The following is a 22,882-nucleotide window of genomic DNA, read 5'->3' as shown; positions in this document are numbered from 1 at the left end:
CAACCGGAAGACTGCCCCCGTGACGTCCCGTATCCCGCGCGACTCCAGGCTTCGACTCGTCCGCCCGCGACCCCTGGCCGCCGCCCCCCCAGCGATGAACCAGCGGCGCTCGCGCCGCCCCGCACCGCGCCCTCCGGAGGGCACCCCGGCACCGGCGGAGCTGGCCAGAATGGCACGCTCAGGTCTCGCCGACGCGGCCCGCGTCGCCCGCTGGGCCGACGCCGCGCTCGGCCCCGGCCGGGGCAGCGCCACCGACGACGGCAAGGCCACCCTCTCCGACGCGAGCGCCGAACGGGCCGCCCGGGATCTGGGTCTGACCGCGGCTCAGGTCAGAGCCGACTGGGACACCGCCCGCCTCGCCGGCCTCGTCGAGGTGCACGGCGACAGCGCCCGCCCCGGCTGGCGGCTGCGCGCCTGGGACCGCGACGACAGTGCCGTGCTGCGCGGCTGGGTCGCGCTCTTCGACGCCTGGTCGCTCGCCCATGCGGAGCCCGCGGACCACGAGCCCGCAGCCGTCGCCGAGGTCGTCTCCGCCATGCCGCAGGCGCTGTCCTTCCTCCAGCTGTCCGCCGGGCCCGTCCCCGTGGAGCAGCTCCTCGACCTCCTGGAGCAGCGCGTCATCGAGCTGCGCACCGCCCGCTGCGAGATCCCCTACGGCCCCCAGCCCGAGCCGCCGGCCGAACCGGAGCCCACCGACGCCCCGCTCGCCCCCCTGCTCGACTGGGCCCTGCGCGCCCTCGCCTCCGTCGGCGCCCTCACCTACGGTGACGGCCAGGCCACGCTCACCCCGCTCGGCAGCTGGGCCGTCTGGGTCAAGCTGGAGCAGATCTGCGTCGCCGCGCAGAGCCCCGCCGGGAACATCGAGCAGGCCGCCGACGGCATGCTCCGCGGCTGCGCCCAGCTGCGCCCGAACGCGGCCCGAGCCGAGTACCGCGCCTGGCTCGCCGCGCGCCCCGTCGGCAGCGCCGTCGCCGAACTCCTCGGCGCCGCCCGCGGCGAGGACGCCCTGCTGCGCGGCCTCGCCTTCGAGGCGCTGCGCGTGGTCGGCGCCCCCGCCGAGCCGGACGTCCGCGGCGTGCTGGACGAGCCCACGCTCAGGCCGTACGCGCTGCTGTGGCTGGCCGAGCACGACGGCGCCGACCCCGAGGACGCCCACGAGGTCCTCACCCGCGAGGAGGCGACCTGGCTGTGGGTGGACACCGCCGCCGCCGTCGCCGACCACGGTGAGGCGCCGCTGCTGGTGCGCCACCTGGAGTCCGCGGTGCAGCCGACCGTCCCGATGCTCCTGGACGAGGTACGCGCCGTGGGGCACCCGCGCACCGTGCAGGTCCTGGTCGCCCTCGCCGCCGCACACCCCGACCCGGCCCTGGCCAAGGCGGTGCGCCGGGCCGCCTTCCAGGTGCACACCGGCGGCAGCTGACCCCTGCGGCCCGCCCCGCGGGCCGTCAGCCCGTCGTCACCTCCGGCGCGTACGTCCCGAAGCTCCACACATTGCCCTCGAGGTCCCGGGCCATGTAGTCCCGCGACCCGTAGTCCTGGTCCGTCGGGGGCATCAGCACCTCCACGCCGTGGGCCACGGCGCGGCGGTGGTGCCCGTCCACGTCGTCCACCACCACGTACACCCCCGTGGTGCCCGCGTCCTTCATGGCCGTGTCGAACAGGCCGCCCCGGCCCTTGGTGCCGACCATCACCGCGCCGTTGCCCTGCGCCAGCTCGGCGTGCATCACCGAGCCGTCCTCGCCCTCGTACACCGACAGCTCCGTGAAGCCGAAGGCCTCCGTGAGCTGCCGGATCGCCGCCTTCGCGTCCGCGTACAGCAGCGTCGGATAGATGCTCGGACGCCCGCCGGACGTGCCTGCCATGGCGATCACTTCCTCGTGTCTCGCTGCGTGTCCCCCCCGCCGGGAAAGCCGGAGTCCGGCCCGCTGCTCAGTCTTTCACCGGCCACGGACAACGGCCCTTCGTCCGGCCGCCGGTGATCGAACACCCGCACACAGAAAAAGTGGTTGCACGGCCCCGTTAGACTGTCCCCATGGCCATTCTCCTCGCGCATTAGACGGCGGGAACGTCCTCAGCCGCCCATCCCGCCCCCCGTATCCGCCCTGGAGTCTGTCCGTGATCTCCGCCTCCGGTATCGAGCTGCGCGCCGGTGCCCGCGTCCTCATCGAAAACGCCTCGTTCCGCATCGCCAAGGGTGACCGCATCGGCCTGGTCGGCCGCAACGGCGCGGGAAAGACCACCCTCACCAAATGCCTGGCCGGCGAGGGCATGCCCGCCGGCGGCACCATCACCCGCTCCGGCGAGGTCGGCTACCTCCCGCAGGACCCCCGCACCGGCGACCTCGACATCCTCGCCCGCGACCGCATCCTGTCCGCGCGCGGACTGGACGTGCTGATCCGCAAGATGCGCGACAACGAACAGCGCATCGCCAACGGCCAGGGCTCCACCCGCGAGAAGGCGCTCAAGCAGTACGAGCGCCAGGAGACGGAGTTCCTCACCAAGGGCGGGTACGCCGCCGAGGCCGAGGCCGCCACCATCGCCGCCGCGCTCAACCTGCCCGACCGGGTGCTCGGCCAGCCGCTGCACACCCTCTCCGGCGGTCAGCGCCGCCGTATCGAGCTGGCCCGCATCCTGTTCTCCGACGCGGACACCCTGCTGCTCGACGAGCCCACGAACCACCTCGACGCCGACTCGATCGTCTGGCTGCGCGACTACCTGAAGACCTACCGCGGCGGCTTCATCGTGATCTCCCACGACGTCGACCTGGTCGAGACGGTCGTCAACAAGGTGTTCTACCTGGACGCCAACCGCGCCCAGATCGACATCTACAACATGGGCTGGAAGCTCTACCAGCAGCAGCGCGAGGCCGACGAGAAACGCCGCAAGCGCGAGCGGCAGAACGCCGAGAAGAAGGCCTCCGCGCTGCATTCACAGGCCGACAAGATGCGGGCCAAGGCCACCAAGACCGTCGCCGCGCAGAACATGGCCCGCCGGGCGGACAAGCTGCTGGCCGGCCTGGAGGCCGAGCGGAAGTCCGACAAGGTCGCCAAGCTGCGCTTCCCCGAGCCCTCCCCGTGCGGCAAGACCCCGCTCATGGCCGAGGGCCTGTCGAAGTCCTACGGCTCGCTGGAGATCTTCACCGACGTCGACCTGGCCATCGACAAGGGCTCGCGCGTCGTCATCCTCGGCCTCAACGGCGCCGGCAAGACGACCCTGCTCCGCCTGCTCGGCGGGGCGGAGCAGCCCGACACCGGCAAGGTCATCGAGGGGCACGGCCTCAAGCTCGGCTACTACGCACAGGAGCACGAGACCCTCGACCCGGAGCGCACGGTCCTGGAGAACATGCGCTCGGCCGCCCCCGACCTGGACCTGGTGGAGGTCCGCAAGACACTCGGCTCGTTCCTGTTCTCCGGCGACGACGTCGACAAGCCGGCCGGTGTCCTGTCCGGAGGGGAGAAGACCCGCCTGGCCCTGGCCACCCTCGTGGTGTCCTCGGCGAACGTGCTGCTCCTCGACGAGCCGACCAACAACCTCGACCCCGCCAGCCGCGAGGAGATCCTCGGCGCGCTGCGCACCTACAAGGGCGCGGTCGTCCTCGTCACGCACGACGAGGGCGCGGTCGAGGCGCTGCAGCCGGAGCGGATCATCCTGCTGCCCGACGGTGTCGAGGACCTGTGGGGCGCCGACTACGCGGATCTCGTCGCCCTCGCTTGATCGAATGCGTGATCAACGGCGTATGGATCATTCGGCCTAGCGGTGATCCATCATCTGTGTGAGATCTCCTCGTACCGAGGTGTGTCCTACACCGATTTCGCGGCGGAGCCCCCGATTCTTCCGGGCTCGGCCGCGCCGCCTTTCTGACCTGGCGTTTTCCGGAACTGTCCGTTCGGTCGTACGGACACCACTCTTCGGAATTGAGCATTCCGCATGTGGGGATGCACTCCCGTCGTCACAACCTTGTCTCACGGACCTTGCCGAATGGGTGGCCATGAAGGCCCGGAGGGGTGATCATGAGGAGACCAGAGCGCACTTCCCATGAGGAGGCACGGGTGGCCGAGACTCTGAAGAAGGGCAGCCGGGTGACCGGCGCCGCGCGCGACAAGCTCGCGGCAGACCTGAAGAAGAAGTACGACGCCGGTGCGAGCATCCGGGCGTTGGCCGAGGAGACCGGCCGCTCGTATGGCTTTGTGCACCGCATGCTCAGTGAGTCGGGCGTCACGCTGCGAGGGCGCGGCGGGGCGACCCGGGGCAAAAAGGCCACGGCCTGACCCCGGGTGGCCCCTCGGCTCCGATGGTGGCCACCCGGTCGGCCGGTTGATCGGCCGGGTGGTTACTGTGCAGTCACTTAGGCGTGGCCTGCTGCGGCGGTGAAGCCGTCGCACGGGCACGCACGACGACCGCACGCATCGGAGGCGTCCCATGGCTTCGCCCGACAAGGACCTCGTTCCCGTACTCGACAAGGACGGCGTACGGCTCACCGTCGACGACACGATCGCCACGGTGACGCTGAGCAACCCGGCCAAGCGCAACGCGCAGAGCCCCGCTCTGTGGCGGGCGCTGACCGAGGCCGGACGGCAGCTGCCGGGCTCCGTCCGTGTCGTGGTGCTGCGGGCCGAGGGCAAGTCCTTCTCGGCCGGACTCGACCGGCAGGCGTTCACGCCCGAGGGCTTCGACGGCGAACCGTCGTTCGTCGACCTCGCGCGCGGCGCCGACGCCGAGTTGGACGCGACCATCGCCGAATACCAGGAGGCGTTCACCTGGTGGCGGCGCAGCGACATCGTCTCCGTCGCCGCCGTCCAGGGGCATGCCGTCGGGGCGGGCTTCCAGCTCGCCCTCGCCTGCGACCTGCGCGTCGTCGCCGACGACGTGCAGTTCGCCATGCGCGAGACCAGCCTCGGACTCGTGCCCGACCTGACGGGCACCCACCCACTGGTGGGACTCGTCGGATACGCCCGCGCGCTGGAGATCTGCGTGACCGGGCGCTTCGTCACGGCCGAGGAGGCCGTGACCACCGGCCTGGCCAACGTCGCCGTGCCCGCCGACCAGCTCGACGACACCGTGCGCGACCTCGCCTCGGCCGTCCTCGCCGCGCCCCGCGACGCGGTCATCGAGACCAAGGCCCTGCTGCGCGGTGCCCAGGACCGCACGTACGAGGAACAGCGCACGGCGGAGCGCCAGTCCCAGGCCCGCCGGCTGCGGGACCTCGCGGGCGTCGGGGACTGAGGACCGCCGGGCCTCCTGGGCGCGATCAGCCGATCGCGCTCACCACGACCGCCACCGTCGGGTGATCCGGCAGCACGCGCCTGACCGCCTTGCGGACCTCGCGGGCCACGTCCCGGGCCCGCTGGTCCGCGCCCACCGCCAGCTCCAGCCGGACATGGCGGTGCGGCAGCGCGGCGCCCTCGCGGGAGAGTTCCTCGATGTGCACGGGGTGGCCCAGCGTGCCGGTCAGATGGAGTACGCCCGGGACCCCGAGCGCGGCGGCGGCCACACGGCCCTCGTCGCCACCCCCGGCCGACGCGGCACCCGGTGGCTCGGGAAGGCGCGCGGCGACCCCGGCTTCCCCGGGCCCCTCCTCGTCCAGCAGCCCCGTCACCCGCAGGTCCACCTCCGTCACCGTCAGGCCGAGCCGTTGGGTCGCGGCGGTCGCCAGCGTCGCCCGCAGCAGGGACGCCGTCGTCGGCAGGGGCTGCGAGGCCGTCGCGGCGAACTCCGCCGTCACCCGCAGCGGCCCGGGCGGCAGGGCACTCGGCGGAGCCGGTACGGCCGGCTCCGCGGTGTCCGCCGTATCGGCGACCGCGACACGGAGCGCGTCGAGTCGCACACCCGGCGCGTCCCGCGCCGCGCCCCGCAACACCGCCTCGGCTGCCCGCTCCGTGATCCACGCGCCGTCCTGCGCGTCACCCAACGGCAGAAGCCTGCCGATTCCCAGCTGATGTCTCACTGCCTGCGTCCATCGGTCGGCCGTCATTCCTCCAGCCTGCCGCATCAGGGGCGCGCTTCCACGCAACCGTGCTTACGGTGGTCCAAGGACGACGAAAAGGACGTACGGCGATGAGTGACATGACCGAGAACCGGGGCGGGGAGACCGAGACCGCGGCGGTCCGCAGGAGCCCGTTGACCAAGCACAACGGGGGAGACGCCGGATCCCGCGGGCGCACGACCATCGCGGACGGTGTCGTGGAGAAGATCTCCGGCCTCGCCGCACGCGACGTGGACGGTGTGCACGCCATGGGCAGCGGCCTGTCCCGCACGTTCGGAGCAGTGCGCGACCGCGTGCCCGGCGGCCAGAAGTCGGTGTCGCGCGGCGTGAAGGCCGAGGTCGGCGAGGTGCAGGCGGCCCTCGACCTGGAGATCGTGGTCGAGTACGGCGTGTCGATCGCCGATGTGGCCCGCGACGTACGGGAGAACGTCATCACCGCCGTGGAGCGGATGACCGGCCTGGAGGTCGTCGAGGTCAACATCGCGGTCAGCGACGTGAAGCTGCCGGACGAGGAGGAAGAGGAACCGGAGCGCCGGATCCAGTGAGGCACGGGCCATCGGACAACGACACAGCGGCTGAGGAGCTGAGGAGCGCATGAGCATGGCCGTGGTCGGCATGATCGCCGGCATGGCGCTGGCCTTCGCCGGATATTTCGGCGGATTCGGTGCCTTCCTGCTGGTGGCGGCACTGGGCGCCGTCGGCTTCGTCGTCGGCCGGTTCCTGGAGGGGGACCTGGAGTTCGGCGACTTCTTCCGTCCTCGTGAACGTGAACGGCGGCGGTGACGCCCGTGAGTACGGGGGCCGGTGAGCTCGACAGACCTCTGACCGTCGTCCCGCCCGGCGAGCGGGGCGCGACCCGGATCGCCGACCGGGTCGTCGCGAAGATCGCCTCGCAGGCGGCCCGCGAGGCCGTCGGCACGCTGCCGCCCGACGCCGACCGGCCCTCCGCGTCCGTCGTCGTCCACCACGAGGTCGCCCACGTCCGGGTCCACCTCGAACTCGGCTACCCCTGCGACATCGGCGCCCGCTGCCGCACGGTGCGTCAACAAGTCGTCGAGCGGGTGAGCACCTTGGCGGGCATGCAGGTGCCGGAGGTCGTCGTCCAGGTGGAGCGGCTGCACCTGAACGCGGCGCCCGGCGCGGTACAGGGGAGGACGCGATGAGCGAACCCCGGGACACCCAGCCCCCCGAGGGCAGCACACAGCGCCTGCCCGTCCTCGGCAGCCAGGAGACGGAGAACGGCGACGGACCCGACCGGTCCGAGTCGGCGGCCGCCTCCGGGCCACCGCCCGAACTCAAGGGCGAGGAGGGCCGCGAGGGCCGCTTCTGGTCGGCGCGCCGCGTCCCCGCGGGCATCGTCGCCCTGCTGCTCCTGGGACTGGCCGGGCTGTTCCTCTACGACATCGTCTCCGTGCGCGCCGGCCGTCCCGGCATGGCCTGGCGCCGGGAACTGGCCCGGCAGCTCGCCGAGCGGCCCCTCGACGACACCTGGGTTCTCGTCGGCGCCGGGGTCGCCGCCCTCCTGGGTCTCTGGCTGCTGATCCTGGCCGTCACGCCAGGCCTGCGGGACGTGCTCCCGATGCGGCGCACGCACACCGGCGTGCGCGCCGGACTGCACCGGGACGCCGCCGCCATCGCGCTGCGGGACCGGGCCATGGAGGTGGCCGGCGTGCAGTCGGCACGGGTCCGGGTGCGCCGGAGGCGGGCGGACGTCCGCGCGCTGGCGCACTTCCGGGAACTGGACGACGTACGAACCGATCTGGACGCCGTGCTCGCCGACGCGGTCCGCGGACTGGGGCTGTCCCGGCCGCCCTCGCTGTCGGTGCGGGTCCGGCGGCCCGGCCGGAAGGGGTGAGAGCGGTGCTCAGGACCGTCAACCGCGTGTTCCTCGGCCTGGTGGGCCTGATCCTGCTGGCGCTGGGCGGCTCCGTCCTGGCCGTCGGCCTCGGCGTCTCGGCGCCCTCGTGGTGGATCCACGACAGCGAGCACGACGTGCTGCTGAGCAACGCCGAGCGCACCCGCTGGCGCGACGACGGCTGGTGGTGGCCGGTCGTCATCGCCGCCCTCGCGGTCCTGCTGCTGCTCGCCCTGTGGTGGCTCGTCGCCGTCCTGCGCCGGCGCCGCCTCGCCGAGGTCCTCGTCGACACCGGCGACGGCGAGGGCGCGCTCCTGCGTGGCCGGGCCCTGCAGGACGTCCTCACCCAGGAGGCGGACCACATCGACGGCGTGGACGGAGCCCAAGCACATCTGAAGGGCGGGCGCAGCACCCCCGAGGCCCACGTACGCCTCGCACTGGAGCCCCACGTGGACCCGGGGACGGTCCTGAACGACTTCACGACCGGCGCCCTCACCCGTGCCAGGACGTCGGCGGGCCTTGCCTCACTTCCGGCGGAGGTGAGGCTGAAGGGTGTCAAGCACGGTTCGGAACGGGTGAGTTGAGACGGGGTACGGGTGAGCCGGGTGCGGCTCGTCAGAACCCGTGCCGCGCTCCACCGTCGACCGGCACCATGACGCCGGTCAGATAGGAAGCCGCCGGCGACATCAGGAACGCCGCCACCCGGCCGAACTCCTCCGGGGCCCCGTACCGCCGCAGCGGGATCCGCGACTCCGACGCCGCCCGGGTCGCCTCGGGATCAGCCGACAACGCGTCCAGCTGCCGTACCCGGTCGGTGTCGATCCGCCCGGGCAGGACACCGACCACCCGGATCCCCCGCGGTCCCAGCTCGTCGGAGAGCGACTTGGCGAACCCGGCCAGCCCCGGCCGCAGCCCGTTCGAGATGGTCAGCCCCGGAATCGGCTCGTACACCGATCCGGACAGCACGAACCCGATGACACCCCCGGCCTCCATCTCGGCGGCCGCGGCGCGAGCCAGCCGGACCGCACCGAGGAACACCGACTCGAACGCCGTCTGCCACTGCTCGTCGGTGTTGTCCGCGACGAAACCGGCCGGCGGCCCGCCCACGCTGACCAGGACACCGTTGAAACGGCCGAAGTGCTCCCGTGCGGCCCCGATCAGCCGGGCCGCCGCCTCCGGGTGAGCGTTGTCGACGGCCACGCCGACCGCGTTCGGTCCCAGCTCGGCCGCCGCCTCGGCGACACTCTTCTCGTCCCGGCCCGACACGACCACCTTCGCCCCGTCCGCGACGAGCTCACGCGCGGTGGCGTTGCCGAGGCCGCGGGTGGCCCCGGTGACGACGTACACCCGGTCCTTCAGTCCAAGATCCATGGTCCCTATCCTGCCCCGTCCTCACCGAACAGGGCGAGGGCGGTGTTGACCAGCCCGATGTGGCTGAACGCCTGCGGGAAGTTGCCGAGATGCCGGCAGGTCACCGGATCGAACTCCTCGGACAGCAGACCGACGTCGTTGGCGAGCCCCGCCAGACGCTCGAACATCTCGCGGGCCTCCTTGGTGCGGCCCGTCATGTGCAGGGCGTCCGCGAGCCAGAACGAGCAGACCAGGAACGCGCCCTCGCCGCCGGGCAGCCCGTCGACGTCGGTGTCGTCCGTGCTGTAGCGGCGCAGGAAGCCGTCGTGCGCCAGCTCCTTGCGGACCGCGTCGATCGTGCCGGTCACCCGCGGATCGTCCGGCGGCAGGAAGCCGACGCGCGGGATGAGCAGCAGCGCCGCGTCCAGCTCGCGCGAGCCGTAGGACTGCGTGAAGGTGTTGCGGTCCGGGTCGTAGCCCTTGGCGCACACCTCCTGATGCACCTCGTCGCGCAGCGCGCGCCAGCCGTCCAGGTCGCCGTGCAGCTCCGGATGGCGCTCCAGGGTGCGTACGGCACGGTCCGCGGCCACCCACACCATCACCTTCGAGTGCACGAACTGACGACGCGGGCCGCGCACCTCCCACAGCCCCTCGTCCGGCTGCTGCCAGTGGGTCCGCAGGAAGTCCAGCAGGGCCGTCTGCAGCGCCCACACGTCCGGCTGGGCGGACAGGCCCGACTCGCGGGCCAGTGACAGGGAGTCCATGACCTCGCCGTAGACGTCCAGCTGGAGCTGCTTCACGGCGTCGTTGCCGATGCGCACGGGCGCGGACCCGGCGAAGCCGGAGAGCCAGGGCAGCTCGTACTCGGGCAGCCGCCGCTCGCCCGCCACGCCGTACATGATCTGCAGGTCCGCGGGGTCGCCCGCGACCGCGCGCAGCAGCCAGTTGCGCCAGGCCTCCGCCTCCTCCTGGTAGCCCGCCGCGAGCAGCGCGTTCAGGGTGAGGGTGGAGTCGCGCAGCCAGCAGTAGCGGTAGTCCCAGTTGCGCACCCCGCCCAGCTCCTCGGGCAGCGAGGTGGTGGGGGCGGCGACGATGCCGCCCGTCGGGGCGTAGGTGAGCGCCTTGAGGGTGATCAGGGAGCGGACGACTGCGTCCCGGTGCGGGCCGTCGTAGCGGCAGTGCGATGTCCAGGCACGCCAGTCCTCCACGCTGTGGCGCAGTGCGTCGTACGGGTCGACGAGCGGCGGGCGCGGCTCGTGGGAGGGGTGCCAGGTCAGGACGAACGCGACCTTTTCCCCCTTCCTGACGGTGAACTCCGCGTGCGTGCCGAAGTCCTCGCCCCAGCTGGTCACCTCCGGCTCGCTGCGCAGCCAGGTCGAGTCCGGCCCGGCGACGGCGACGCGGTGGCCGTCGGCACGGCGCACCCAGGGGACGACCGAGCCGTAGTCGAAGCGCAGCTTCAGGACGCTGTGGAGCGTCACCTCGCCGTCGAGGCCCTCGACGATGCGTACGAGGTCGGGGGCGCGGTCGCGTTGGGGCATCAGGTCGGTGACCCGGACCGCCCCTTGCCCGGTCTCCCACTCGGTGTCCAGGACGAGGGTGTCGCGGCGGTAGGCGCGCCGGGTGCAGCGGTCCGCCCCCACGGGGGCGATGCGCCAGTAGCCGTTGTCCTCGTCGCCGAGCAGTCTGGCGAAGCAGGCGGCCGAGTCGAAGCGGGGCAGGCACAGCCAGTCGACGGATCCGTCCGTACCGACCAGGGCCGCGGTCTGCTCGTCGCCGATGAGCGCGTAGTCCTCGATGCTGGGGTGCACGGAGTGCGGGTTCCCGGCAACTCGACGTGGCAATCAGGGCCGGGGCCGGGGGAGTGATGTGTCCTTGCCGACAGGGGGCGGGGTGCTGAGGAGGGCCGGAACAGCAGCGGCAGGCTGGATCCCGACGCCTCCGGCCCTGCCCGGCCGGCCCTGAGCCGTTCGGCGGCGGTGGGCCGGATCTTGCCGGCTCGGCCGCGGCCGACCGGATCTCGACGAGGCCGGGCCGGGTACCGGCGGACCCGTCCGGCTCCGCACGCGGTCGGCCGGCTCGCGTCGCCGCCGGATCGGTGGCGACTTGGTGGATCGTGACGTCTTCGGCTCGGTCGGGGCGGGGAGGGGGCGGTCCCGGCGGGTGGATCCGGTGTGCGGCGGCCGGTCGGATCCCGGCGTTCCGGGGCCGACCCGCCGCCGGGTTCTACACCGCTGCCGGCTCGGTCTCCGCCGGGTCGGATTCCTCGGCCGCCGCCTGGGCCCGCTCCCGGGCCTCGCGGCGAGCCAGGACCACCCAGCCGACCGGCACGGCCGCGGAGAACAGCCACCACTGGATGGCGTACGCGTAGTTCAGCGCGGCGTCCTCCTTGCCGGGGTCGCCCAGCAGCTCGGGGGTGTCGCCCTTGGGCTCGGGAGCCGTCTGGGCGATGTAGCCGCCGAGCACCCGGGCGCTCAGGCGCCGGGCCTGCTGCTCGCTGTTGATCAGCATGATCTGCCGGTCCGGCAGACCCTGGAGGTTCTTGATACCGCTCGCCGCGGTCGTCTCGTCGGGCATCAGCCGCCCCTCGACGGTGACCTCGCCGCTCGGCGGTGCGGGAACCTTCGGGAACGTGGTCTGACTCGGGCCGTCGGAGGGGATCCAGCCCCGGTTGACCAGCAGTACCTTGCCGTCGTCGAGGACGAACGGGGTCAGCACGTGGTAGCCCACCTCGTCGTCGGAGTTGGTGCGGCGCCGGACGACGACCTCGTCCTCCGTGTCGAAGCGGCCCGTCGCCGTCACGGTGCGGTACCGCTCGGTGCTGGTGACGGTGTGCCCGGGCGCGGTCAGCTTCTCCACGGGCACGGGCTCGGCCGCCAGCGCGTCGGTGACCAGCTGGTTCCGGGCGGTGCGCTCCTCGTAGCGATGCATCTGCCAGATGCCCAGCCTGATCATCGTGGGGATGAGAAGCAGGGCGATCAACGAGAGGATCACCCACTGCCGGGACATCAGGAAGCGGTACACCCCACGACCGTACAACTCGGTCGTGGGGTGCATTCGGGCGGGTACGGGGTCACACCTTGTCGACGATCCCTGCCTTTCCCTCCGCGCGGGCGCAGTGGGCGCCGCAGTACCAGTGGCCCTCCACCTCGACGCCCTGGCCGATGATCTGCACCCGGCAGTGCTCGCAGATGGGGGCCATGCGGTGGATCGCGCAGGAGAAGCAGTCGAAGACGTGCACCGCGCCCTGCGCGTGCACCTCGAAGGTCATTCCGTACTGATTGCCACATACCTCACAGGTCGCCATGCGCCACAGGGTGAGCCGTCCTCCCCGTGCGGGCGAGCGGGCGCCGGGCGAGTCGCCCGGCAATCACCCGTCCGTACGGTCGCTCCTCCGGCGCACGGTCACCCCTCCGGCGCCGGCTCCACATCCGCGAGGAGCTGCCCGAAGGCCGCCTCGTCCACGACCGGCGTGCCGAACTGCCGGGCCTTGACGACCTTGGACGTGCCCGAGTCCGGGTCGTTCGTCACGAGCAGGCTGGTCAGCCGGGACAGGCTCGTGGCCACGTGCAGGCCTGCCTCGGTGGCGCGGTCCTCCAGCAGGTCCCGCTCGATGGAGGTGTCACCGGAGAAGGCGACCCGCATGCCCTGCTTGAGCCGCCCGCCCGCCTCGTACCGCCCGGGGTTGGGGTAGGGGCAGGCGGGGCGCTTGCGGGAGGGGCGCCAACCGCCCGGCCGGTAGCCGCCGTAGCCTCCGGGGCCCGCCTGCTGCCCGATGCGGGGCGTGGCGGAGCGGTCCGTCCACTCGGTCAGCGGCCGGCACTCGTGCAGCGGCAGCCGTACGTTGTTCGCCGCCGCCGCCCGCAGGCTCGGCCGGAACGCCTCCGCCAGTACGCGCGCGTCGTCCAGCGCGTGATGCGCCCGCTGCTGGACGACGCCGAAGTGCGCGGCGAGGGACTCCAGCTTGTGGTTGGGCAGCGGCAGTCGGAGCTCCTTGGCGAGCGCGATGGTGCACAGCCGCTGCCGCACCGGTGCCTCGCGCTCGGCGCGTGCGTACTCCCGGGCGATCATCTGCCAGTCGAAGACGGCGTTGTGCGCGACGAGCACCCGCCCCGCCAGCCGGGCGGTGAACTCCTCGGCGATGTCCGGGAAGAGGGGCGCCCCTTCGAGCGCCTCGCTCGTCAGCCCGTGGATCCACACGGGGCCCGGGTCCCGCTCGGGGTTGACCGTCGTGTACCAGTGGTCCTCGACCTCGCCGCGCTCGTCCAGCCGGTAGACCGCAGCGGAGATGATGCGGTCGTCCCGGGCCAGGCCCGTGGTCTCCACGTCAACGACCGCGTACCCCTTGGGATACGCGGCCGGCCACGGCGTGGCAGAGAACACTGCGGTCGTCAGGTCTTCCAGCATGGTCCCTGAGGATACGGGCCACGACTGACACCCCCGTCCCCCCGGTGCGCCCGCCGACCGCTTCCGATGTTCCCTCAGGCGTGTTGTCCGGTCTGTCCGTTCGCGGGGCGTACGTCTGATCGATACTCGGTCGATCTGCCGGGTCGGCGGCACACTCGGGGCGCTCCTCGCGCGCCGTCCGAAACGCGACCGGCGTCACCAGCGGATGGGCACCGGGAGCGCCGTCAGCAGTCCGGACGCCGCGACCGTCAAGCCCAGGGCGACGGCCTCAGCCCGGGCCGGCGCACAGGCGGTCAGCGGGTCGGCCGCCCGGCGCAGCCGTCGCCGGGCCCACACGGCGAGGGCGGCGACGACCGCCACGAGAAGCACCTTGGCGAGCAGCGCGCGTCCGTACGCCGTCCCCGTCAGCTGCTCCAGGACCGTCTCCGGCGGCATCCGGCGCAGCGAACTGCACACGCCCGTCGCGGTGATGGCGGCGAGCAGCACGACCGCCACGCGCGCGTAGAGACCCAGCAGGGCCGCGCCCGCCGCGCGGGGCCACAGCCGGAGGGTGCGCAGGGCGTGCAGCAGGCCGCCCACCCACAGCGCCGCGCACGTCAGATGGACGAGTGTCAGCCCGGAGCCGGTCAGCGGGCTGTGCTCGGTCGTGGGGTGGGCGCGCAGGGCCTCGGCGACGACCACGGCGGCCAGTGGCCACACCTGCGTGGCCGGGCGCCGCGACGCGGCGCACAGCCCCGCCGCGAGGAACGCGTTGACCTCCAGCAGGGCGAGCTTGCCGTCCCGGGACGCGTAGAGCCCGCCGACGTCGACGTCGGCCACCTCGTCCGGCACGAGATTGCCGGTGGCCACGACCGAGGCGAGCCCCAGGGCGGCGGCGAAACCGGCGGCGGCCGCGTAGAGGGACCAGCTGCGGGGCGCCGCGGGGTGTCCGCCCTCCGGGCCGGGCAGCGAACGCGCCAGCCGGTTCACGAACAGTTCGCCGACGGGTATGCACAGCGCCGCGAACAGCACCGTGCGCAGCAGGGCTATGCCGCCGGCGCCGGGAGCTCCGGCCTCCCCGGTGCCGCGCAGCGCGGCGGACGGGCCGAGCAGCGGGATCAGCGCGGCCAGTGCCACCAGCACCAGGACGGCGACCGCCCGGCCCGCACCGGCGCGCCGCACGGGCCCGCGCGGATCGGGCGCCCCCGGGGTGGGTCTTGTCAAAGTCACCCCAGGATCTTCACCAACCTCCACACGACCGGGCAAGTCGGCAGCACTCGATGACGAGGAATCCCGCCGCAGACACGAAACGGGCCGGGCAGGTGTCCCTGCCCGGCCCGGATCGACTACGCCTTCACACGAGCTCTACCTGGTCACCGCGTCCAGCGCGTCCGCGATGCCCCAGCCGTAGAAGCCGTTGCGGTTCTTGGAGCCCTCGCACACCGCGTCGATCTTGCCGTCGGCGTCGATGTCGTACGGGTCCGTGCACGGCGTGGCGTCGGCCTCCGCGTACAGCAGGGCCTTCACCAGGGCCGGAGAGGCGTACGGGTGCGTCGACTTGATGAGCGCGGCGACGCCCGCGACGTGCGGGGACGCCATCGACGTACCGGCCATGTAGCCCCACTTGCCGCCCGGCAGCGTGCCCAGGATGAGACCGCTCGTGGCCGGCGCGTCCGGCTTCTGGTAGGCGGTCGAGTCGCCGCCCGGGGCGGCTATGTCCGCGACGCCAAGCCCGTAGTTGGAGAAGGACGACTTGATGCCCTTCGCGCCCGTCGAGGCGACCGTGACGACACCCGGCAGCTGGGTCGGGATGTCGAGGCACTTCGAGGGGTCGACGACCCGGTCGCCCGGCGTGGTGTCGTTCGGGGACGACGGGTCGGTGATCTCGTCGGAGGCCAGGTCGTAGTTCTCGTTGCCGGCCGCCGCGACGTTGACCGCGCCCTTCTTCTCCGCGTACCGCGAGGCCCGGGTGACGGCGTCCAGGAGCGCCTTCTGGTCCGGGTCGTTCTTGCAGTTGAAGTACCAGGGGTCCGTGTAATAGCTGTTGTTCGTCACGTCGACCCCGTGCTCGGCCGCCCACACGAAACCGCAGACCACGGCCTCCGTGTAGAAGAAGCCGTCCGGGTTGGACACCTTGATGCCGGAGACCTTCACGCCGGGCGCGACACCGGTCATGCCGACGCCGTTCTTGGCGGCGGCTATCTCACCGGCGACGTGGGTCCCGTGCGGGCTCTCCGCGGCACTCGGCCGCCAGGCCCCGTCCGACGTGTCCGGCTTGCCCGAGACGCAGTTGACCGACGCTTCGCGGTCGAAGTTGGGCGCGATGTCGGGGTGCGTGTCGTCGACGCCGGTGTCGATCACGGCGACGGTGACCTTGTCGCTGCCCAGCGATTTCTGGTGCGCCTTGTCCGCCTTGATCGCGGGCAGGTCCCACTGCTGGGGCTGCAACGGGTCCTGCCCGGCCGGGGCCTCGGCCCGGGCGACCTCGGCCGCGCTCAGCACCTTCGGCGCGCCCAGGTCACCCGTCGCCGCCGACGGCAGCGGCGCGGTCCGGGTGGCCCCGGCCGACTGCACCCCGCGCACCGTGCGGACGGTCTTGGCGAAGTCGGGGTTCGAGGAGTGGACGACGATGACGCCGATCTGGTCGTACGACGTCACGATCGTCCCGCCGGCCTTGGCGACGGCCTTCTTCACGTACGCCGAAGTGCGGTGCCCCGGCTTGACGTTGACGACGTAGCTCAGCGGGGTCGCGTCGGCCGAGACCGCCGCGGGGGCGTCCTCGGCGGCCGTGGCGGCGGTGTTCGGCAGGAACGCGAGGGCCGTGGCCATGGCCATCCCGGCCGGAATGGCGACGGCGCGGCGGTAGCGCGCGTACGGCGCGGTCATTCTGTCTCCAGTTCGTTCACGGTACGGGCTGACTTTGCGGAAGGTCTCAGTGGCGCGAGTCCGGTCACCTGACCGCGCGCAGCGCGTTGACGATGCCGTACCCGTAGAAGCCGTTGACGCGCTTGCCGCCCTCGCAGACCGCGTCCTGCGTGCCGTCGCCGTCCTGGTCGTAGGACGTGGGGCAGGCGGTCGGGTCGGCCTGTGCCTTCAGCATCGCCTGGAGCCGGGCCGGGGAGGCCCAGGGGTGCTTGGACTTCAGCAGCGCGGCGACACCGGAGGCGTGCGGCGAGGCCATCGAGGTGCCCTGCAGGAAGCCCCACGCGCCGTTCGGCATGGTGGACAGGATGCGGCCGTCCTTCGAGGGCGTGTCCGGTATCTGGTAGCGGCGGTCACCACCCGGCGCGGCGACGTCGACGACGCCCTTGCCGTACGTCGAGAAGTACGACTTCACGTTGTCGACACCCGTGGAGCTCACCGTGACGACACCCGGCAGCTGGGTCGGTATGTCGAAGCACTCGTGCGGGTCGATGGTGCGCTCGGCGGGCGTGGTGTCGTTCGGGCTGGAGTCGTCGACGATCGCGTCCGCGTCCAGGTCGTGGTTGGAGTTGCCGGCCGCGGCGACGTTGAGCGTGCCCTTCTTCTGGGCGTACCGCTGCGCCCTGTTGACCGCGTCGACGATGGCCCGCTGGTCGGGGTCGTCCATGCAGTTGTACAGCCACGGGTCGACGTAGTAGCTGTTGTTCGTGATCTCGACGCCGTGGTCGGCGGCGAACACGAACGCGCACACGACGCTCTCCGGGTAGAAGAGGCCGCTCGCCCGGTCGGTCACGTTGATGCTGGACACCTTCACACCGGGAGCGACGCCCGCCACGCCGATTCCGTTGCGGGCCGCGGCTATCTCACCGGCGACATGCGTGCCGTGGTAGTCCTCGGGCGTGTACGGCCGCCACGCGCCCTGGCTGGTGTCGGCCTTGCCACCTGCGCAGTTGGCGGACTGGGACGCGGAGAAGTTCGGGGCGATGTCGGGGTGGGTGTCGTCCACACCGGTGTCGATCACGGCGACGGTCACCTTGGGGCTGCCCGGGTTGATCTGCGCGGCCTTGTCGGCGCCGATCGCGCGCAGGTCCCACTGGTCCGCCTCGAGAGGCTCGCTCTCGGGCGTCTTCGCCGACGCGGCCTGGGTGCGCTTCGCCTGGGCGGCCGTCAGGTATTCGACCGCGCCCTCCTCCGTCGTCCCCGCGGCCGTCAGGGGGGCCGTACGCGTCGCACCCGCCGACCTGACCCCGCGGGTCTTGCGGATGGTCGTGGCGAAGCCGGCGTCCGAGGAGTGGACGACGATCACGCCGATCCGCTCGTACGTGGCCACGACCGAGCCGCCGGCCTTCCCGATCGCCTTCTTCACCGACGCGATCGTGCGGCGGTCCACCTTGGTGTTGACGACGTACGACAGCTTCGGCGCATCCGCCGTCCGGGTGGCCGGCGCCGCCTGCGGCGCCGCCTGCGGGGCCGCCGACGCGGCGGCCGGCAGGAAGCCCAGCGAGGCCGTCAGGGAGAGCACGACGGGCACGGCGAGAGCGAGCCGGCGTCTGGAACGCAAGTGAGACATGGGGTCTCCACATCCTCCGGAAACGAAACCGGCCCGAGGCACAGGTGATGCTCGGGCAGGTACATGACGAGGTGGTGCAGTGTGAAGCTATCCCGGGCTCTCGCTGGCCAGCAACGCTTTGTCGAAACGACTTCGGAAAGAAGGCCGGGGGTTTGAACCGGTTCTCCTGTGCCGCCGTGACGTTGAACAAGGAGCGCGAGGACACTCGCCTCCGCCCCCGCTCACAACCGCTTCCGTCATTGCGAGGAGACTCCGTGGCCACCGATGCACCGCCCCCCTCGAAAGAGCAACACAAGCTCCCCTCACCCGAGGAGTTCGCGGAGGTGCAGGAGAGCGCGGAGTTCGGTGAACTGCGCCGCTCCTACCGCTCCTTCGCCTTCCCACTGACCGTCGGCTTCATCGCCTGGTACCTGCTGTACGTCCTGCTCTCGAACTACGCGGGCGGCTTCATGGGCACCAAGCTGTTCGGCAACATCAACGTCGCCTTCGTCCTCGGCGTCGCCCAGTTCGTCACCACGTTCCTCATCGCCTGGTGGTACTCGCGGCACGCCGCCGCGAAGCTCGACCCCAAGGCCGAGGCCATCAAGACCCGGATGGAGAGCGGCGCATGAGCCCCGTACAGCAGACCTTCCTCGCCGCGAACGAGGCCAGCGAGCACCGCCCGCTGATCATCACCCTGTTCGCGTTGTTCGTCCTCGCGACCCTCGGCATCACCGTCTGGGCGGGCCGCCAGACCAAGGACGCCGCCGACTTCTACGCCGGCGGGCGCCAGTTCAGCGCCTTCCAGAACGGCCTCGCCGTCTCCGGCGACTACATGTCCGCCGCCTCGTTCCTCGGCATCGCGGGCGCCATCGCCCTCTTCGGCTACGACGGCTTCCTGTACTCCATCGGCTTCCTGGTCGCCTGGCTGGTCGCCCTACTCCTGGTGGCCGAGCCGCTGCGCAACTCCGGCCGCTACACCATGGGCGACGTCCTCGCGTACCGCATGCGCCAGCGCCCGGTCCGCACCGCCGCCGGTACCTCCACGATCGTCGTGTCGATCTTCTACCTGCTCGCCCAGATGGCCGGCGCCGGCGTCCTCGTCTCGCTGCTGCTCGGCATCACCTCCGACGCCGGCAAGATCCTCATCGTCGCCCTCGTCGGCCTCCTGATGATCGTCTACGTCTCCATCGGCGGCATGAAGGGCACCACCTGGGTCCAGATGGTCAAGGCCGTGCTGCTCATCGGCGGCACCATCCTGATCACCTTCCTGGTGCTCCTGAAGTTCAACTTCAACATCTCCGACCTGCTCGGCACGGCCGCCGAGAACAGCGGCAAGGGTGCCGCCTTCCTCGAGCCCGGCCTCCAGTTCGGCGCGACCGGCACCACCAAGCTGGACTTCCTCTCCCTGGGCATCGCCCTGGTGCTCGGCACCGCCGGTCTGCCGCACATCCTGATCCGCTTCTACACGGTGCCCGACGCCAAGGCCGCCCGGAAGTCCGTCAACTGGGCGATCGGCATCATCGGCGGCTTCTACCTGATGACGATCGCGCTCGGCTTCGGCGCCGCGGCGCTCATCTCGCAGGAAGAGATCATCGCGTCCAACCCGTCCGGCAACACCGCGGCCCCGCTGCTCGCCCTGCACCTGGGCGGCGTCGACTCGACCTGGGGCGCGATCCTGCTCGCCACCATCTCGGCGGTGGCCTTCGCGACGATCCTCGCCGTGGTCGCCGGACTCACCCTCGCCTCGTCGTCGTCCTTCGCGCACGACATCTACGCCAACGTCATCCGCAAGGGGAAGGCCTCCGGGGCGGAGGAAGTGCGTGCGGCCCGCTGGGCGACCGTGCTCATCGGCGTCGTCTCCATCGGCCTGGGCGCCCTCGCCCGCGACCTGAACGTGGCCGGCCTGGTCGCCCTCGCCTTCGCGGTCGCGGCCTCCGCCAACCTGCCGACGATCCTCTACAGCCTGTTCTGGAAGCGCTTCACCACCCAGGGCGCGCTCTGGTCGATCTACGGCGGTCTGATCGTCGCCGTCGGCCTGGTGCTGTTCTCGCCGGTCGTCTCCGGCGACCCCAAGGCGATGTTCCCCGAGGTCGACTTCGCCTGGTTCCCGCTGAAGAACCCGGGCATCATCTCCATCCCCTTCGGCTTCATCATGGGCTGGCTCGGCACGGTCCTGTCCAAGGAGGAGCCGGACGCCAAGAAGTTCGCGGAACTGGAGGTCAGGTCCCTGACCGGCACCGGCGCCCACTGAGCACGACCCCTGCCACGCGGCCGTGTCGTAGGAACCTCCAGGTCCCTGCGGCCCGGCCGCGTCCCGCGTCGTGGGATCGGGACTGTGGCGTTGCCGGTCGGGTCACGTAGGCTCGCAGGTGTCAAAGAAGCAGTGCCGTACGCACGGTCCGCGACGAGGGAGGGGGCCCACGTGCTCATCGACACCTACGGCCGGGTGGCCACCGACCTGAGGGTCTCGCTGACCGACCGGTGCAACCTGCGCTGTACGTACTGCATGCCCGAAGAGGGCCTGCAGTGGCTGGCCAAGCCCGACCTGCTCACGGACGACGAGATCGTCCGCCTGATCGACATCGCGGTCACGTCCCTCGGGATCGAGGAGGTCCGCTTCACCGGCGGCGAGCCCCTGCTGCGCCCCGGCCTGGTCGGCATCGTCGAGCGCGTCGCGGCCCTGGACCCCCGCCCTCAGATGTCGCTCACCACCAACGGCATCGGCCTCAAGCGCACGGCGGCAGCCCTGAAGGAGGCGGGCCTGGACCGGGTCAACGTCTCCCTCGACACGCTCCGCCCGGACGTCTTCAAGACCCTCACCCGCCGCGACCGCCACAAGGACGTCATCGAGGGCCTGAACGCCGCGCGTGACACGGGACTGACCCCCGTCAAGGTCAACTCGGTCCTGATGCCGGGACTCAACGACGACGAGGCCCCCGACCTGCTCGCCTGGGCCGTGGAGCACGACTACGAGCTGCGCTTCATCGAGCAGATGCCCCTGGACGCCCAGCACGGCTGGAAGCGCGACGGCATGATCACGGCCGGCGACATCCTGACCTCCCTGCGCACCCGCTTCGAGCTGACCGCCGAAGGCGAGGAGAAGCGCGGCTCGGCCCCGGCGGAGCGCTGGCTCGTCGACGGCGGCCCTCATGTGGTCGGCGTCATCGCCTCCGTCACCCGCCCGTTCTGCGCGGCCTGCGACCGCACCCGCCTCACGGCCGACGGCCAGGTCCGCACCTGCCTGTTCGCCCAGGAGGAGACGGACCTGCGTGCCGCCCTGCGCTCGGGCGCCCCGGACGAGGAGATCGCTCGCATCTGGCGCCTCGCGATGTGGGGCAAGAAGGCGGGAGCAGGCCTGGACGACCCGACGTTCGTGCAGCCGGACCGGCCGATGTCGGCCATCGGGGGCTGAGACCTAGTCGGTCTCTTCCCACTCCTTCAGCAGGACCACGTCCTTCAGGAACCCCCGCACGCCCAGGAACTGCGACAGGTGCTCGCGATGCTCCTCACAGGCCAGCCACGTCTTGCGCCGCTCCGGCGTATGGATCTTCGGGTTGTTCCACGCCAGCACCCACACGGCCTCGGCCCGGCAGCCCTTCGCGGAACAGATGGGCGTCTCGTCACTCACAGCTTCGTCTCACCACTGCACACATCGGCACGGCACAAAAGGCGACGCCGAGCAGCCACGGGGGGAGCTGCCCGGCGTCGGTCCGTCGCTCCGACGGGGGATGCGGAGCGCGTACGAAGTATGTCACGGGTAACCCCGAGCCCGGCACTGGAACAACATGATTGATCTGAGCTTTTCTTGAGCTTGGCGGGAAGATGACTTCCCTCCGTGATCTCCCGTGATCCCGCCCCGGCGCCCCTACCTCTCCTGCTCATCACTGTGCGCACCCGGGACCGGCTCGGACACGGCATCTTCCGCGACGGATTCCTCCGGACCGTCCTCCGGATCGGACGGCGCGATCATCGGGCGCACCGGCGGCGCCACGAACGTCGACGGCAGAGACGGCGCGTTCTCGCGCCCGGCGTTGGCGATCACCACCGCGACGTACGGCAGCACCAACCCGAGCACCAACGCCACGATGGCGACGTGCCGTTCGACGTTCCACAGGGTGGCCGCGAGGATCACCGAGATCGTGCGGACCGTCATCGAGATCACGTACCGGCGCTGCCGCCCGCGTACGTCCTCCTGGAGTCCCGTCCGGGCGCCGGTGATCCGGAAAACCTGGACGTTGCCGCCGCCATGCTGCTTCCGCATCGCATTCCACCATCCGCCCGTATCGGACTCTCCCCGCCCCGTAGCCGCCCGCGGCCGGCCGGGGAACCCGACCGGGACAGCTCCCACGTTACGCCGCGTCGGCCCCGGCTACGAGACCGGGTGGCGCAGCGACTGGCCGGGCGGCCTGCGCCGTTGCGCGTACGGACCGCGTCGGCATGCGGCGTACGGCGCCTGGGCCGACACTGGCCGTAGTGCTCACGTCGAGCCGCACGAGGAGGCAGCGATGGGCTGGTTGTGGGCGATCATCGTAGGACTGGTACTCGGCCTGATCGCCAAGGCGATCATTCCGGGCAAGCAACACGTTCCCCTGTGGCTGACCGTCATCCTGGGCATGATCGGCGCCATCGCCGGCAATGCCATCGCCCGGGCGGCCGGCGTCGACGCCACATCGGGAATCGACTGGTGGCGGCACGTCTTCCAGCTGGTGATGGCGGTCATCCTCGTCGGTCTGGGCGACCGGGCCTGGACGGCGGCCAGAGGAGACAAACGCAGGGCATAGAACAGACAAACGCAGGGCATAACGGGGTGCACGGCGAAGGGGGCGGCCTCCGG

25 protein-coding genes are annotated in these 22,882 nt (G+C 71.7%); 13 read left to right on the top strand and 12 right to left on the bottom strand.

Annotation, left to right across the window (positions count from 1 at the left end):
* Window positions 1-19 precede the first annotated feature (19 nt).
* A complete protein-coding gene (locus ACFU3E_RS13700) occupies window positions 20-1,420 on the top strand; it encodes a hypothetical protein (protein WP_384156190.1) in 1,401 nt (466 codons plus the stop codon).
* Window positions 1,421-1,445: 25 nt separating this feature from the next.
* Here ACFU3E_RS13700 and ACFU3E_RS13695 read toward each other — a convergent pair whose 3' ends face one another.
* Window positions 1,446-1,862, bottom strand: a complete 417-nt coding sequence (locus ACFU3E_RS13695; RefSeq protein WP_384156187.1) for a VOC family protein — start codon at window positions 1,860-1,862, stop codon at window positions 1,446-1,448.
* A gap of 253 nt (window positions 1,863-2,115) precedes the next feature.
* On the opposite strand from ACFU3E_RS13695, the gene ACFU3E_RS13690 reads away from it, so the two are divergent.
* The 3 genes from ACFU3E_RS13690 to ACFU3E_RS13680 all read left to right on the top strand — a co-directional run bounded on the left by ACFU3E_RS13690 (window position 2,116) and on the right by ACFU3E_RS13680 (window position 5,223).
* A complete protein-coding gene (locus ACFU3E_RS13690; protein WP_384156184.1) occupies window positions 2,116-3,714 on the top strand; it encodes an ABC-F family ATP-binding cassette domain-containing protein in 1,599 nt (532 codons plus the stop codon).
* 335 nt (window positions 3,715-4,049) lie between these two features.
* Window positions 4,050-4,268, top strand: coding sequence for a helix-turn-helix domain-containing protein (locus tag ACFU3E_RS13685; protein WP_010037790.1), 219 nt, complete (start codon window positions 4,050-4,052; stop codon window positions 4,266-4,268).
* A 151-nt stretch (window positions 4,269-4,419) separates the two neighbouring features.
* Window positions 4,420-5,223 carry an enoyl-CoA hydratase/isomerase family protein gene (locus ACFU3E_RS13680; RefSeq protein ID WP_384156181.1) on the top strand — a complete coding sequence of 268 codons (804 nt, stop codon included), beginning with the start codon at window positions 4,420-4,422 and terminating at the stop codon, window positions 5,221-5,223.
* A gap of 25 nt (window positions 5,224-5,248) precedes the next feature.
* Here the strand turns inward: ACFU3E_RS13680 and ACFU3E_RS13675 are convergent, their stop codons facing one another.
* Entirely contained in the window at window positions 5,249-5,971 is a 723-nt protein-coding gene (locus ACFU3E_RS13675) for a nucleopolyhedrovirus P10 family protein (protein ID WP_384156178.1), read from the bottom strand.
* Between the two features lie 83 nt (window positions 5,972-6,054).
* Here ACFU3E_RS13675 and ACFU3E_RS13670 point away from each other — a divergent pair, with 83 nt between their 5' ends.
* The 5 genes from ACFU3E_RS13670 to amaP are packed head-to-tail and all read left to right on the top strand — an operon-like array spanning window position 6,055 to window position 8,422.
* On the top strand, window positions 6,055-6,528 hold the full coding sequence (locus ACFU3E_RS13670; RefSeq protein ID WP_384156175.1) for an Asp23/Gls24 family envelope stress response protein: 474 nt from the start codon (window positions 6,055-6,057) through the stop codon (window positions 6,526-6,528).
* Window positions 6,529-6,577: 49 nt separating this feature from the next.
* Window positions 6,578-6,766: a hypothetical protein gene (locus ACFU3E_RS13665; RefSeq protein WP_384156172.1), complete on the top strand. Its 189-nt coding sequence runs from the start codon at window positions 6,578-6,580 to the stop codon at window positions 6,764-6,766.
* Complete coding sequence (locus ACFU3E_RS13660; protein ID WP_384156169.1) at window positions 6,763-7,146, top strand: hypothetical protein; 384 nt, start codon at window positions 6,763-6,765, stop codon at window positions 7,144-7,146. The genes ACFU3E_RS13665 and ACFU3E_RS13660 overlap by 4 nt, the downstream gene beginning before the upstream one ends.
* A complete protein-coding gene (locus ACFU3E_RS13655; RefSeq protein ID WP_384156166.1) occupies window positions 7,143-7,838 on the top strand; it encodes a DUF6286 domain-containing protein in 696 nt (231 codons plus the stop codon). The genes ACFU3E_RS13660 and ACFU3E_RS13655 overlap by 4 nt, the downstream gene beginning before the upstream one ends.
* The gene (gene amaP / locus ACFU3E_RS13650; protein ID WP_384156162.1) at window positions 7,835-8,422 is read left to right on the top strand and encodes an alkaline shock response membrane anchor protein AmaP; all 588 of its coding nucleotides are present in this window, start codon (window positions 7,835-7,837) and stop codon (window positions 8,420-8,422) included. The genes ACFU3E_RS13655 and amaP overlap by 4 nt, the downstream gene beginning before the upstream one ends.
* Window positions 8,423-8,453: 31 nt before the next feature.
* Here the strand turns inward: amaP and ACFU3E_RS13645 are convergent, their stop codons facing one another.
* From ACFU3E_RS13645 to ACFU3E_RS13610, 8 genes are all read right to left on the bottom strand, one after another.
* Complete coding sequence (locus ACFU3E_RS13645) at window positions 8,454-9,209, bottom strand: SDR family oxidoreductase (protein ID WP_384156158.1); 756 nt, start codon at window positions 9,207-9,209, stop codon at window positions 8,454-8,456.
* Window positions 9,210-9,214: 5 nt separating this feature from the next.
* The gene (locus ACFU3E_RS13640) at window positions 9,215-10,999 is read right to left on the bottom strand and encodes a glycoside hydrolase family 15 protein (protein ID WP_384156155.1); all 1,785 of its coding nucleotides are present in this window, start codon (window positions 10,997-10,999) and stop codon (window positions 9,215-9,217) included.
* Between the two features lie 415 nt (window positions 11,000-11,414).
* On the bottom strand, window positions 11,415-12,212 hold the full coding sequence (locus ACFU3E_RS13635; protein WP_384156152.1) for an SURF1 family protein: 798 nt from the start codon (window positions 12,210-12,212) through the stop codon (window positions 11,415-11,417).
* A 49-nt stretch (window positions 12,213-12,261) separates the two neighbouring features.
* Window positions 12,262-12,495, bottom strand: coding sequence for a hypothetical protein (locus tag ACFU3E_RS13630; protein WP_078615365.1), 234 nt, complete (start codon window positions 12,493-12,495; stop codon window positions 12,262-12,264).
* 98 nt (window positions 12,496-12,593) lie between these two features.
* Window positions 12,594-13,595 (bottom strand): DEDDh family exonuclease, encoded by a 1,002-nt coding sequence (locus ACFU3E_RS13625; RefSeq protein WP_384156148.1) that lies wholly within the window; start codon window positions 13,593-13,595, stop codon window positions 12,594-12,596.
* A gap of 195 nt (window positions 13,596-13,790) precedes the next feature.
* A complete protein-coding gene (locus tag ACFU3E_RS13620) occupies window positions 13,791-14,804 on the bottom strand; it encodes a CopD family protein (RefSeq protein ID WP_384156145.1) in 1,014 nt (337 codons plus the stop codon).
* 135 nt (window positions 14,805-14,939) lie between these two features.
* Window positions 14,940-16,460, bottom strand: a complete 1,521-nt coding sequence (locus ACFU3E_RS13615; protein ID WP_384156141.1) for a S8 family serine peptidase — start codon at window positions 16,458-16,460, stop codon at window positions 14,940-14,942.
* Between the two features lie 64 nt (window positions 16,461-16,524).
* A complete protein-coding gene (locus ACFU3E_RS13610; RefSeq protein ID WP_384156138.1) occupies window positions 16,525-18,066 on the bottom strand; it encodes a S8 family serine peptidase in 1,542 nt (513 codons plus the stop codon).
* Between the two features lie 254 nt (window positions 18,067-18,320).
* Here ACFU3E_RS13610 and ACFU3E_RS13605 point away from each other — a divergent pair, with 254 nt between their 5' ends.
* The 3 genes from ACFU3E_RS13605 to moaA all read left to right on the top strand — a co-directional run bounded on the left by ACFU3E_RS13605 (window position 18,321) and on the right by moaA (window position 21,460).
* Window positions 18,321-18,677 carry a DUF485 domain-containing protein gene (locus ACFU3E_RS13605; protein ID WP_031104157.1) on the top strand — a complete coding sequence of 119 codons (357 nt, stop codon included), beginning with the start codon at window positions 18,321-18,323 and terminating at the stop codon, window positions 18,675-18,677.
* Window positions 18,674-20,299, top strand: a complete 1,626-nt coding sequence (locus ACFU3E_RS13600) for a cation acetate symporter (RefSeq protein ID WP_384156135.1) — start codon at window positions 18,674-18,676, stop codon at window positions 20,297-20,299. The genes ACFU3E_RS13605 and ACFU3E_RS13600 overlap by 4 nt, the downstream gene beginning before the upstream one ends.
* A 171-nt stretch (window positions 20,300-20,470) precedes the next feature.
* Window positions 20,471-21,460, top strand: coding sequence for a GTP 3',8-cyclase MoaA (moaA, locus tag ACFU3E_RS13595; RefSeq protein ID WP_384156132.1), 990 nt, complete (start codon window positions 20,471-20,473; stop codon window positions 21,458-21,460).
* A 3-nt stretch (window positions 21,461-21,463) separates the two neighbouring features.
* Here moaA and ACFU3E_RS13590 read toward each other — a convergent pair whose 3' ends face one another.
* Window positions 21,464-21,676, bottom strand: a complete 213-nt coding sequence (locus ACFU3E_RS13590; protein WP_361309394.1) for a hypothetical protein — start codon at window positions 21,674-21,676, stop codon at window positions 21,464-21,466.
* A gap of 237 nt (window positions 21,677-21,913) precedes the next feature.
* On the bottom strand, window positions 21,914-22,309 hold the full coding sequence (locus ACFU3E_RS13585; RefSeq protein WP_384156129.1) for a DUF3099 domain-containing protein: 396 nt from the start codon (window positions 22,307-22,309) through the stop codon (window positions 21,914-21,916).
* Window positions 22,310-22,553: 244 nt separating this feature from the next.
* On the opposite strand from ACFU3E_RS13585, the gene ACFU3E_RS13580 reads away from it, so the two are divergent.
* Window positions 22,554-22,829, top strand: coding sequence for a GlsB/YeaQ/YmgE family stress response membrane protein (locus tag ACFU3E_RS13580; RefSeq protein ID WP_175431745.1), 276 nt, complete (start codon window positions 22,554-22,556; stop codon window positions 22,827-22,829).
* The last annotated feature ends 53 nt before the right edge of the window (window positions 22,830-22,882 follow it).

Origin of the sequence: Streptomyces sp. NPDC057424 (genome assembly GCF_042803315.1) — a bacterium.
Classification (GTDB): domain Bacteria; phylum Actinomycetota; class Actinomycetes; order Streptomycetales; family Streptomycetaceae; genus Streptomyces.
This window is presented reverse-complemented; position numbering and strand designations above follow the sequence as displayed.